Genomic DNA, 12,270 nt, shown 5'->3' on the forward strand with positions numbered 1-12,270 from the left:
TTAGGAGAGCACTAGTTGATGGTAGCGAAGGCGGCGACTCATTGGGGATTAGCGTGACGCCTGAGACTACAGGCTCAGGACACGCCCCCGGAAAGCGTCCGCCGTAGTGGACATCAACGTTCACAGCAAAAAAGTGTTAGATCGACATCAGTCAATCTAACACTTTCTCTCTTTTGTCTCAGCTTCTTTTTAATGATTAAAAATCATAAACAGTAACATGTTGCATATTCAAACTTTTGCATGATTACTATTTCCACCATGAATAGTATACTGTATATCGGATGATATATGAAGCACATTGGCCGGTAAGTGATTTACAAAAATCTATCGAGTTCTACAAAAAATTAGGACTTGAGCTTGCTTATGTCCAAGAAAAGCTGGCATTTTTGTGGATAGACAAAGAGGAAAGCTGGCTAGGTCTATGGGAAAGTGACAATGCACACCTAGCGTACCATCCGTCTAATCGCCATATTGCTTTTAAAATGGATAAGGATGATTTTGAGCATGTGAAAGACTGGTTACAATCTATTGATATTGAAATTTTGAACAGCATTTTTTTTCACCAGAGCAACAACCACTGGTATTGCCAAATCATCCACATGCACACGCAGCAATTTATTTTGCTGATTTCGATGGTAATCCACTGAATTAATAGCGCCTTTAAGACTAGATGAGGATGAAGTGTTTACGATGATGTCCTTAAAAAATTGGTATAAGAACTAAATATATCTTGCTCATAACGCTCGTCATATGAATCTTCAAAATTTATACATAGTAAAATTAAAAGAGACATCTTGAATGGCTAATGTTTAACATTATGCCTGTCACTAGATGAAAAATATACAAGTATTAAGTATGTACGTATAATTAGAATTTTGATACGATGGGTGTTATTAAAATCGACTGTAGACAACAAGGAGAAATAGCATGTGGCGAAATCGCAATGTATGGATCATTTTATTAGGGGAATTTGTAGTAGGTCTTGGCTTGTGGGCTGGGATTATAGGGAATCTTGCTTTTATGCAGGAAGTTGTGCCATCTGACTTTCATAAGTCATTAATCATTTCTATCGGTGTGTTAGCAGGCTTTATCGTAGGTCCACTTGCAGGACGTATTATTGACCAAACAAAGAAAAAAACAGTGATACAGTGGGCGAGTATGGGACGAATTGTCAGTGTACTCTTTATGTTTGCAGCACTTTATACGAATTCGGTCATGTGGATGGTAATTTTTCTAATCACCCTGCAAATAGCGGCGGCATTTTATATGCCTGCCTTACAATCGATTATTCCAATGGTTGTCAACAACAAAGATTTACTGACATTGAATGCATGGCAAATGAATGCTCGGACAGTTTCTAGAATTGTCGGAACGGCGGCAGCAGGATTAATGTTAAGTTACTTTGAATTGAAATGGCTCTATATCATTTCACTGATTGTCTATATCATCATGTTTTTCATTACCAATGGCTTGCAATTACATGAAACAGCCAATCAGTCTATCAAGGATAAGGAACAAGGTGGCTTTAAGGAAGTGTTGCCGATGCTAAAAGAGCACCCAGTTGTGTTAATGACACTTGTATTAATGTTAATACCCACTCTATTTTTAGGGTCCTTTAATTTAGTCATTATGAAAATATCGGAAATTCATCAGTCCACGACTATTTCTGGGTTATTGTATACAGTAGAAGGCATCGGCTTTATGTTAGGTGCGGCAGGACTGAGATTTATATCAGATCGAGTAAAAATTGCGACATTATTATTTTCGCTTGCTTTTGTGATTGGGGCAATGGAGCTCATGTTTTTATTTGCTGATGTGGCCTTCCTAGCTTTGCTGACTTTTGCCGTATTTGGTTTTTCTGTAGGCTGTTTTTTCCCAACGACAATGGTGATTTTTCAAAATCAAGTACCCAAAGAGTATCATGGACGGTTCTTTTCATTCCGCAATATGATTGATTCAGTAATCTTTCAAGTAGTTCTATTATCAACAGGGATGATGCTCGATTTAATTGGCTTAAGTGGAATGGGCCTTGTTTTCGGGATTATTAGTTTAAGTTTAACCATTTCTTTTTTACTATTTTCAAAGAAAAAGAATGTGATTATGCAAGTACAGTAAGTGATGTGTCCATAAGATTATAATAATGTTTGATTAAAAATCCTGTGTTGCGATGCAGGGTTTTTTTCTTATGCTACTATCAGGCCATTTCGTGGAAATTTATAGGGAGTTGTAGAATATTTTAATACACGCTATTGTGCTAGAAGAGACTACGATTTTAAAAAAACTTTTTAACAGATTTTTTTCTATACACGCAGGTTTGTGTTACAATAATCCCTGACTTGAACTTTACATATAATAACTTTTATGTTAAATTACTCGATAATAAATTTGGCAAAGGGAGGTGCAAGCAATGTTAACCGTTTTTAGAATTCTGTTTGGTAAAAACGTAAAAATTGGAAATGTTTTAGCTGACAAAGGGAGTAGTCTGTCCTTTTTTATGCTAAACAACCGTATAAAAACAGTTATCGGCGCTTTACCTCTACATCGTTTCATTGAAGTTTTGCACCGATAATTCTGTCGATGCTTTTTTGCGTTTATTTTTAACTTAAGGGATAGACAACTCCTTTCTATTTACTCCTATCAAACTAGAGAGTCATATGAAAGGATGAGAAAGGTGCATTTAAACCTAAACAATAAGTATAGAAGAATAAAAGAATTCTTAAGGGAACATCATTACCCTAATTTTAGAATGAAACAAATATTGAACGCCATTTTTAAAGAGAGAATAAATAAATTCAACGAAATGAATGTACTTCCAAATTCGTTAAGAGAAATTTTAGTTAAGGAATTTGGCGAGTCTATTTTAGAGGTGGCCCTTTTAAAGGAACAACATTCTGAGCAAGTCACTAAAGTTTTATTTGAAATTTCAGGAAACGAAAAAATAGAAACGGTAAATATGAAATATAAAGCTGGATGGGAATCATTTTGTATATCTTCTCAGTGCGGATGTAATTTTGGGTGTAAATTTTGTGCAACAGGGGACATTGGATTAAAAAGAAATTTGACATCAGATGAAATAACTGACCAAATCCTCCATTTTTACTTACAAGGTCACTCAATTGATAGTATTTCCTTTATGGGGATGGGTGAAGCGTTAGCTAATGTACAAGTTTTTGATGCCTTAGATGTCCTCACTGATCCTACGCTGTTTGCTTTAAGTCCCCGTAGGATATCTATTTCAACTATTGGTATTATTCCAAGTATAAAAAAAATGACTGTGAATTATCCGCAAGTCAATTTGACATTTTCGTTACATTCTCCTTTTAATGAACAACGAAGTAAGTTGATGCCGATTAATGATAGGTATCCATTATTAGATGTTATGGACACATTAGATAATCATATTCGAATAACATCCAGAAAAGTATATATTGCTTATATTATACTACCTGGTGTGAATGATTCTATTGACCATGCAAAAGAAGTCGTAAGTCTATTAAAAGGTCGATATAAAGAAGGACGTTTATATCATGTAAATTTAATTAGATATAACCCCACTGTCAGTTCTCCTTTAAGATTTGGTGAAGTTGATGAAGGTCATGTTGCTAATTTTTACAAAAAACTAAAATCATCAGGTATTAATGTGACCATTAGAAGTCAATTTGGCATCGATATAGATGCTGCCTGTGGTCAATTGTATGGAAATTATCAAAAGAGCAACAAGCAGTAATTTAAGGTGAAGAGGATGCTGAATTGTATTCGAGAATAAAATTTGGTAATATAAAATTACAATTATGAGAGGACTGATGGATGGACAATGATTAACTAAACTATATTTTTATTTGAAATAAATAACTTCAAACGTCAAAATATAGGATTAGTCTGTCCATTTTTATAAATCAGTTTAAACTTTATTTGTCATGATTCCACTGGCAAAAAAAGAACTTATTTAATATAAGTGAAAGACTAATCCTTCCAATTACGAGAAATTGGGAGGATTTTTTATTCTCTCATGGTTAAGACCCATATTTTTCATTTGTAACTGTAATCTAATAAATAAAGGAGAGAGAGAAATGAGCGATTCAGACACTATTGTTACGCATGTAACACTCCGTATAAGTCGTTAATATCCATCAAACTTATACGGAGAAATTTACAATAGATGGATATGCCGACTTTGTATAAAAAGTAAAAAGCGTTGATATACAAAGGAGGAATTATCATGTCAATGATACAAGTTCAAAACTTAACTTTTTCTTATCCAGGTAGCTTTGATAATATTTTTGAAGATGTAGACTTTCAAATAGATACGGATTGGAAACTTGGATTTATCGGTAGAAATGGCCGAGGTAAAACAACATTTTTTAATTTATTATTAGGGAATTATGAGTATAGTGGGAAAATCAATTCGTCGGTAGAATTTAATTATTTCCCTTGTCCAGTTTCGGATAAAAATAAGTATACTCATGAAATCCTTGAAGAAATTTGTCCCCAAGCAGAAGATTGGGAATTTCTTCGTGAAATATCCTATCTAGATGTTGATGCCGAGGTCATGTACCGACCATTTAAAACATTATCAAATGGAGAACAAACAAAGGTGTTGCTTGCTGCACTTTTTTTGACTGAAGGTCAATTTCTTTTAATAGATGAGCCAACCAACCATCTAGACACTGATGCACGAAAGATGGTCTCTGAGTATCTAAGAAAGAAAAAAGGGTTTATTTTAATTTCACATGACAGAATCTTTTTAGATGGATGTGTTGACCATATCTTATCTATAAATAGGGCAAATATCGAAGTTCAAAGTGGAAACTATTCTTCTTGGAAGTTAAATTTTGATAGACAGCAGGAACACGAAGAGGCAACAAATCAACGTCTACAAAAAGACATAGGGAGATTAAAACAGTCTTCAAAGCGTTCAGCAAGTTGGTCTAATCAAGTGGAAGCTTCTAAAAATGGGACAACGAATTCGGGCTCTAAGTTAGACAAAGGATTTGTAGGCCATAAAGCGGCAAAGATGATGAAGAGAGCAAAGAACCTTGAATCAAGGCAACAAAAAGCTATTGAGGAAAAATCAAAACTGCTAAAAAATGTGGAAAAAACGGATTCATTAAAATTAGAACCATTGGATTTTCAGTCAAATGAATTGATTGTTTTGGCTGATGTATCTGTTAAGTACGATGACCAAATAGTGAATAAACCAATAAGCTTTAAAGTTGAACAAGGTGACCGAATTGTATTGGATGGAAAGAATGGCAGCGGAAAAAGTAGTATCCTTAAACTAATTCTAGGAAGTCCGATTCAGCATACAGGCACAATGAATTTAGGTTCTGGCCTCATTATTTCCTATGTCCAACAAGATACTTCTCATTTGAATGGACTATTATCAGACTTTATTGAAGAGCATGAGATTGATGAAACGCTATTTAAATCCATCTTACGTAAGTTGGATTTTGACCGAATTCAATTTGAGAAAGATATATCGCATTATTCTGGTGGCCAAAAGAAAAAGCTACTTATAGCCAAAAGTTTATGTGAAAAAGCTCATTTATATATTTGGGATGAACCATTAAATTTTATTGATATTTATTCGCGCATGCAGATTGAAGAGCTTATTCAAAGGTTTAATCCTACTATGGTTATTGTTGAGCATGATCAGGCATTTCAACAAACGGTTGCAACAAAAACTATATCTATGTAGTTCTATATGAAGAACTGAAATACAAGCAGTAAATCAGATATTAAACTATATGGTGCTTTAGTTGAGGAACATCGCTAAAATCATCAAACTTTTTTATAAAGACTAACCATAATCTATTAGCAAAGAATCCATTTTGATTAAAATTTTTTTCAAAATGGATTCTTTTATTTATCGTAAAATACTGGTTTATGAGGGAGTCAACGGATACATATCTTTTATTTTATGTATTCCATACTTCGATAGAAGCTGTATTGTATGTCTTTTATAATAATAATTGTCATAGATTGTCAATGTTATAGATAGGAGCGTACAACATGAATATTTTTAAGTTTATTGCATTATTATTGTTAACAACCTTTTTAATGGGTTCTTCTTTTGCCATTGTAAAATTAGGATTACCTTATTCGTCCCCTTTGTTATTAGCAGCACTGCGCTTTATACTTGCAGGGGTTATCATGTCTATCATCGTTATACTATTAAAAAGGCCACACCCCACGACTAAAGAAAATTGGTTTAAAATTTTCACGATTGGCACATTTCAAACTGCAGGGGTAATGGGTTGTATTTTCTTGAGTTTACGAACAATTACAGCAAGTGAATCTTCTATACTGACTTTTACTAACCCATTGCTCGTAGTTGTATTGGCAACAGTGTTTTCACAAGCTCATTATCGCTTTTATCAATGGGGTGGTGTGATCTTAGGTTTAGTAGGAGTGGTCATTACTTTGGGTGCCCAAATTGAATTTAAAATTGGCATCATTTTTGGTATTCTGTCCGCAGTTTTTTGGGCAATTGCTACGCTATTAGCGAAAAAATGGGGTGTGCTGTTTGATACATGGGTGTTATCCGCCTATCAAATGCTTTTTGGCGGGTTGCTACTATTAGTTGGTAGTTTGCTACTTGAAGACCCATTTTTTATTGTTAATAGACATTCTATAATGATTTTATTATGGTTGTCCATCTTATCGTCTATCGTTCAATTTGCTGGTTGGTATTATCTTTTGCAAAAAAGCGACCCAGGAAAAACGAGTGCTTTTTTGTTTTTAGCGCCTTTTTTCGGTGTATTAACAGGTTGGTTATTATTAGATGAACCATTGAAGTTCTCATTATTAGTTGGTGGCCTCTTTATTATTGTTGGGATTTATCTCGTCAATCGTAATTTGACAACACACAAAATTATTACTAAACTCTAAACAAAATACCCTCGAATAGTCACTATGATGTCTATTCGGGGGTATTTCTTTATACATCTATATGAAAAATTTGTTTAAAGCCTTGTCTTCCTTTTTCAGTCACTTTAATCGCTCGAATTGACGGTACACGTGTAATCCATGCCAAATCAAAAAAACGTGTCAGTAGTCCCTGCCCAAGTGCACCAGCCAAATGATGACGACGCTCGCTCCAGTCTAGACATGCATGAGAAAATGAGCGGCGCTTTCTTGTGAGTGCCGTTAAATCAATCCCAAATTCCGTAAAGAATAGTTGACCAGTAGGTGTTATTGTATATTGCTGTTCTTCTTTTTTTAAATAGCCGCTGCTGACCATCGATTCAGTTAACTGTACGCCTAATTTTCCAGCTAAATGATCGTAGCAAGTTCTAGCATCTTGTAGCAATTTTATTTGGCTCGATTGTTTTAATGAACGTACTTCTGGCGGAGGAGAGATTGTTAGAAAGGCTTCTAAAAACTGTGCGATTTCTACATTGGCTAGCTGAAAGTAGCGATGACGTCCTTGTTTTTCCACTTTAACGAGATTACCTTCTACTAACTTTGCGAGATGAAAACTTGCTGTTTGTGGTTTAATGGCAGCCATAAAGGCTAGTTCGCTAGCTGTATGAAAGCGCCCATCCATTAAACTGGCTAAAATGGTGGCTCTTGAAGCCTCACTAAGAAGAGAAGCGACTTCTGCCATATTTGGATTAATACTCATGTGTACCAGCCCTTTCTGCATTCCATATTTCGATTATAGTAAAAGTATGTATTGTTTACAATAGGTTCGGCATGAGCAATGGAGAGTTTGAGGAAGACTTATTTTTTCATTTCAAAACAACACATTGTAGTTGCCTAATTATATCACAAAATGATATATTACTTGATGATATATCATTTTGTGATATATTGGAGGTGTAATTATGAAATCATTAGAACAGTTAACAGATTCTGTTTTTTATATACTGGCTGCATTAACAGAACCTAGGCATGGCTATGCAGTGATGAGTTTAATAGAGGAGACGACAAACAGCACTTTTGTTATTGGACCCGCATCACTTTACACAATTATTAAAAAACTAGTAGCTGAAAAGCTTATCGAGCTACATGCTGAATCTGATTCTCGGCGAAAGGTCTACGTCATAACTGATAAAGGGCGAGAAGTTTTACGCGCAGATATACAAAGAAGGAAAGTAATGATTAGTATGGCCGAGCATGGATTACAAAGGAGGAATAAGTAATGTTGCGAAAGAAATATATGAGTTCATATGGATTAGCCTTTTTCGAAGATCGTGATATGAAAAAACTAAGTAAAAAAGCGTCTCAAGGTTGGCATCTTAAAAAATTTCGCTTCGCTGGCTATGAATTAGAGAAGGGCAGTAGTGACGATGTCATTTATAATATTGATTATCGTAAGTTACAACCTGATGAAGAACATGAATATTTTGAGTTATTTGCATACGGAGGTTGGACACATGTTTGTTCAAGTACAGATATGCATATTTTTAAAGCTAAACCTGGCACTACACCTATTTATAGTGATATAGATTCTTCTATCGATAAATTAGCGCGTCTAGCTAAGTCAGTGAATATGGTTTCGTCAATAGCACTCGCTGTAACACTAGTACTGTGGATGGTCATGATATTTACTACCGGATCAATACAAAAAATAGCACAAGCATGCATCGTGTATTCACTTATCATTTCTGTGCCTGCAATGATGACTTCTGGTGCTGTTTACTATCACATGTGGAAAAACATGCGCTTAAAATCAAATCATAGCTCATAATAGTTATTGACAAATTTAAAGAACAGCCGACTCATCAGCTGTTCTTTTGTTATTACTACTTAGTGGCTATGATAACACTATCTTCTCCGACTTCTTTAAAGGCACGGTGATCAATCGCACCGGCTACAGCTTCAAATGGAATAGCACGACGAATGCCCGCAGTGACAAATTTTTTAGCTTGAATTACTGCTTGTTCTACAGATAAACCTTGCGCTAAACCAGCTGTAATGGCAGCTGAATAGGAGCATCCTGCACCGTTTGTATGTATAGTATCAATTCTTGGTGCTTCAAGTGTCAGCATGCGCACACCATCGTACAAGACATCAAGTGCGGGACCATTTAAACGGCCACCTTTAACCAGTACATGTTGAGAGCCAAGTTTGTGTAAGTCATGTGCAGCATCCTGTAAATCTGTCACAGACTTCAACTGTCTGCCACCAAGTAAATACTCTGCCTCAGGCATATTCGGTGTAATGATAGTGGCTTGTGGTAACAGATAGTCTTTTAAGGAAGACATAGCCCCTTCCTCCATAAGTGCCGTTCCAACCTTACCAAACATGACAGGGTCTATGACGATGTTTTGGACATTAGCTGTAGGTAGCCAATCTGCTATTAGTTCTATAATCTCTTTTGTGAATAGCATACCTGTTTTTAAGGCATCAATACCAATTTGTGAGTGGATTGTATGAAGCTGTGCTTCAATGACTTCTAATGCTTGTGTATAAATGCCTTGTTTTGTTTCAGGATGAGTCGCAACAAATGCGGTAATAGTCGATGTACCGTAAACACCTAGCTCCTGAAATGTTTTTATATCTGCTTGAATACCGGCGCCACCTCGAGCAGCAGAACCAGCAATAGTACATGCTTTCTTCATGTTAAATATACTTCCCTTCTTTTTGTGCTCTTAAAAGCACGGCTAGTGACAACAGCTAAATAACGAATAATTAATGAAACAACTAACACCTATAATGTATGACCGAGTGGCACCGTAAACCCTAGTGAAACATGATCAGGGATGCCCCCTAAAAGCTAAGCACCAAAGGAAATCTTTGTTGCATAGAGTGAGTTAAACGACGATACGCACTTATCCTAGCTGCCAGTCATAAAATCATAGCCCCAATAACATGCCTAATCAAAAGGGCTTGCAAGTCCTTTGTCATGCTAGGTGTTGCGATTAGTGAGCCAGTTACGATTTCTGCTAAAGAAATGGAAGCACCAAACCACAGGAAAAACTGGCCGACTGTCGAAGTATTAGTATGTAGATTGCAAAATATACCTCCTGATGTAATTGAATATTTTATAATTCTAATAATAATTCTGGTTGTTTTGAAATAGTCAGAATGTGATGATTTTATAAGGTCAGTTATGAAAAGAAAGGGAATGATACAGAAAAAGATTATTTTTGTGTGAAGTATTGTTGTTGTAGTGGTTTTTCTAGCTGGCTTAATCACTACTTTACCATCAACAATTGTTGTCAAAACCCTGATTTAGTGGAGCATAAATCACTTGGATTTAGAGACACAAAGGATAGTGAACAGTAAGATCATATGTCAGCTTTTTTGGGGTATTGCGATGTGTACGATGTTTCGCATTTTTTGTAAAGAAGAAGGTAACTACTGAAAATACACACCATATGATGCCAGGGGGGCAAAGAAATGAACATAAAAACGCTAAGAACGTGGCTACAATCATCAAAAAAGACTGTAATTTTAACTGGTGCTGGTATGTCAACTGAAAGTGGTATTCCTGATTTTCGCTCGACATCAGGCTGGTGGCAAAACATCGATCCGCGAACAGTGGCAACAGTGGAAGCACTTGAGCAAAATTATCCTTTATTTCATGCGTTTTATAAAATGCGCATTGAAAATTTAGCAAAGGTCGCACCACATGCGGGACATAAGAAGTTAGCGAAATGGGAGAAACAAGGAATGGTATCCCTTATTGCCACGCAAAATGTGGATGGCTTTCATCAGTTGGCTGGTAGTAATAAAGTGGAGGAGCTCCACGGTTCGATACGAACGATTCGGTGCCATGATTGTCAACGAGCTTCCACTATGCAAAGCTTTTTAGACAAAGAACACTGTGTCCATTGCGGGGGCAAGTTACGACCAAATGTCGTGCTTTTCGGGGAAAGTCTGCCACAAACGAGCTGGCAAACCGCAATGCTGGAAATTGAAAACGCAGAGCTTGTGCTTGTTATTGGCACAAGCCTTGAAGTTTATCCGGTAAACCAATTGCCAACGATGACACATGGAAAAACCGTGTATATTAACCTGGAAGTGACGCAAACAACAACGCAATTTGATGTAACCATTCAAGGGAAAATAACAGAAGTGTTGCAACAGTTACAATTATAAATGAGGGCGCCTTTGACAGGGCAAAGGCGCCTAAAACATTTGTGGCAAAAACTCATTCATAAAACGCTGATTTTTACGCAACCAAACTTTCAAAATCATACGATGTGTTAAAAGTCGATGCCTTTTTTGCGGTCTAGTCTTTGCTGCAATCAAACTTTCAAGGAGAATGCGAGTTTCTGTGTCAAATGATGCAGGGTTAACAAGAACATCGAGCTTATAATCTATTAAATGAGCGGCTTGGACTTCTGCTAGGAGTTGCGCAAAGCGTGTACTCATTTCTGAATAAGCTTCTTCCAACTCAAGTTCAATTAATGTGTATAAAGTATGTTCAATTTCGGCTTCTAGTGCTTGCAGTTGTTCAATCGTTGGCTGTGTCAAAAAATCACCTCATAATTAATATCTGTATAGTTGGGATGCTCTTATGCAACTAAAAAACCAAGTGTTGCGAAGAGCAATCCAAATAAGAAGGTACTACAAATGTAGCCAATTGCTTGCAAACTTTTTTTCTTTTCTATGAGCTGTAGGGCTTCAAAGCCAAATGTTGAAAAAGTTGTGTAAGCACCTAAAAAACCGATACCACATAGTTGCCAAAGCCAATCACTGGGATGCAGTGCAAATAACAGACCAAGTGTAAAAGCGCCGGTTATATTAATGAAAAAAGTTGCCCAAGGATAGGGGCTACCAATCCATTTTCCTAAGTAAAATCTTGTGAGTGCACCGAAAAATCCGCCAATTCCAACAAGAATCATTTCATACGCCCCCTTGCAAGCCAGGCTCCAGTCACGACACAAAGTAAGCCACCTAGAACACTTATTAAACTATAGCTAATGGCTGTCATCCAGTCATTATTTTCTAACAGTAAAAGTGTTTCAACAGAAAATGTTGAAAAGGTTGTAAATGCCCCTAAAAAGCCCGTACCGATGCCCAATACAAGTGGTGTGCGATGTGCAAAAGTAGTAAAAAGCCAAGCTAAACATAGACATCCAATTAGATTTATAGTGAGGGTTGCTATTGGGAAATTCCCTGTATTCGGTATTAAAAGGCTCATACCATAACGAGCAATAGCTCCGCAAAATCCGCCAATGCCAACTGCGATAATTGTTTTCAAAGTCAAAGTCTCCTTACAAGATTTATAAATAAGTGTATCATGCTACGAAATTTATGAATATTGTTCTAGATGTATATTTTTTCATGAATGAAGAAATGTAACTGCTACTC

Annotated in this window: 14 protein-coding genes; 9 read left to right on the forward strand and 5 right to left on the reverse strand. The window is 36.2% G+C overall.

Translation table 11 applies throughout. The features are described from left to right. Positions 1–281: 281 nt before the first annotated feature. The 6 genes from C9J31_RS10925 (at position 282) to C9J31_RS10950 (ending at position 6,891) form a co-directional block, all read left to right on the forward strand. Entirely contained in the window at positions 282–647 is a 366-nt protein-coding gene (locus tag C9J31_RS10925) for a VOC family protein (protein WP_238602139.1), read from the forward strand. A 280-nt stretch (positions 648–927) separates the two neighbouring features. Then, positions 928–2,115 (forward strand): MFS transporter, encoded by a 1,188-nt coding sequence (locus C9J31_RS10930; protein ID WP_107950397.1) that lies wholly within the window; start codon positions 928–930, stop codon positions 2,113–2,115. A 292-nt stretch (positions 2,116–2,407) separates the two neighbouring features. Further along, positions 2,408–2,569 carry a hypothetical protein gene (locus tag C9J31_RS10935; protein ID WP_167395942.1) on the forward strand — a complete coding sequence of 54 codons (162 nt, stop codon included), beginning with the start codon at positions 2,408–2,410 and terminating at the stop codon, positions 2,567–2,569. A 93-nt stretch (positions 2,570–2,662) separates the two neighbouring features. Then, positions 2,663–3,727, forward strand: a complete 1,065-nt coding sequence (locus tag C9J31_RS10940) for a Cfr family 23S rRNA (adenine(2503)-C(8))-methyltransferase (RefSeq protein ID WP_107950396.1) — start codon at positions 2,663–2,665, stop codon at positions 3,725–3,727. Between the two features lie 492 nt (positions 3,728–4,219). Further along, positions 4,220–5,698: an Lsa family ABC-F type ribosomal protection protein gene (locus tag C9J31_RS10945; RefSeq protein WP_107950395.1), complete on the forward strand. Its 1,479-nt coding sequence runs from the start codon at positions 4,220–4,222 to the stop codon at positions 5,696–5,698. 314 nt (positions 5,699–6,012) lie between these two features. Further along, on the forward strand, positions 6,013–6,891 hold the full coding sequence (locus tag C9J31_RS10950; RefSeq protein ID WP_107950394.1) for a DMT family transporter: 879 nt from the start codon (positions 6,013–6,015) through the stop codon (positions 6,889–6,891). A 49-nt stretch (positions 6,892–6,940) separates the two neighbouring features. On the opposite strand, the gene C9J31_RS10955 is transcribed toward C9J31_RS10950, so the two are convergent. Further along, the gene (locus C9J31_RS10955) at positions 6,941–7,627 is read right to left on the reverse strand and encodes an ArsR/SmtB family transcription factor (RefSeq protein ID WP_107924417.1); all 687 of its coding nucleotides are present in this window, start codon (positions 7,625–7,627) and stop codon (positions 6,941–6,943) included. A 202-nt stretch (positions 7,628–7,829) separates the two neighbouring features. On the opposite strand from C9J31_RS10955, the gene C9J31_RS10960 reads away from it, so the two are divergent. Beyond that, positions 7,830–8,147 carry a PadR family transcriptional regulator gene (locus C9J31_RS10960; RefSeq protein WP_107950393.1) on the forward strand — a complete coding sequence of 106 codons (318 nt, stop codon included), beginning with the start codon at positions 7,830–7,832 and terminating at the stop codon, positions 8,145–8,147. Continuing rightward, the gene (locus tag C9J31_RS10965; RefSeq protein WP_235616265.1) at positions 8,147–8,695 is read left to right on the forward strand and encodes a DUF2812 domain-containing protein; all 549 of its coding nucleotides are present in this window, start codon (positions 8,147–8,149) and stop codon (positions 8,693–8,695) included. The genes C9J31_RS10960 and C9J31_RS10965 overlap by 1 nt, the downstream gene beginning before the upstream one ends. Positions 8,696–8,750: 55 nt before the next feature. Here the strand turns inward: C9J31_RS10965 and thiD are convergent, their stop codons facing one another. Further along, complete coding sequence (thiD, locus tag C9J31_RS10970; protein WP_107950390.1) at positions 8,751–9,569, reverse strand: bifunctional hydroxymethylpyrimidine kinase/phosphomethylpyrimidine kinase; 819 nt, start codon at positions 9,567–9,569, stop codon at positions 8,751–8,753. Positions 9,570–10,350: 781 nt separating this feature from the next. Here thiD and C9J31_RS10975 point away from each other — a divergent pair. Further along, the gene (locus C9J31_RS10975; RefSeq protein ID WP_107950388.1) at positions 10,351–11,052 is read left to right on the forward strand and encodes an SIR2 family NAD-dependent protein deacylase; all 702 of its coding nucleotides are present in this window, start codon (positions 10,351–10,353) and stop codon (positions 11,050–11,052) included. Between the two features lie 30 nt (positions 11,053–11,082). Here C9J31_RS10975 and C9J31_RS10980 read toward each other — a convergent pair whose 3' ends face one another. From C9J31_RS10980 to crcB, 3 genes are read right to left on the reverse strand one after another with little or no spacing between them, the layout of a single operon-like run. Continuing rightward, positions 11,083–11,430 (reverse strand): hypothetical protein, encoded by a 348-nt coding sequence (locus tag C9J31_RS10980; RefSeq protein ID WP_107950386.1) that lies wholly within the window; start codon positions 11,428–11,430, stop codon positions 11,083–11,085. Between the two features lie 41 nt (positions 11,431–11,471). Then, the gene (locus C9J31_RS10985) at positions 11,472–11,801 is read right to left on the reverse strand and encodes a fluoride efflux transporter FluC (RefSeq protein WP_107950385.1); all 330 of its coding nucleotides are present in this window, start codon (positions 11,799–11,801) and stop codon (positions 11,472–11,474) included. After that, positions 11,798–12,160, reverse strand: a complete 363-nt coding sequence (crcB, locus tag C9J31_RS10990; RefSeq protein WP_107950383.1) for a fluoride efflux transporter CrcB — start codon at positions 12,158–12,160, stop codon at positions 11,798–11,800. The genes C9J31_RS10985 and crcB overlap by 4 nt, the downstream gene beginning before the upstream one ends. Positions 12,161–12,270: the final 110 nt, after the last annotated feature.

Origin of the sequence: Lysinibacillus parviboronicapiens (assembly GCF_003049605.2) — a bacterium.
Classification (GTDB): domain Bacteria; phylum Bacillota; class Bacilli; order Bacillales_A; family Planococcaceae; genus Lysinibacillus; species Lysinibacillus parviboronicapiens.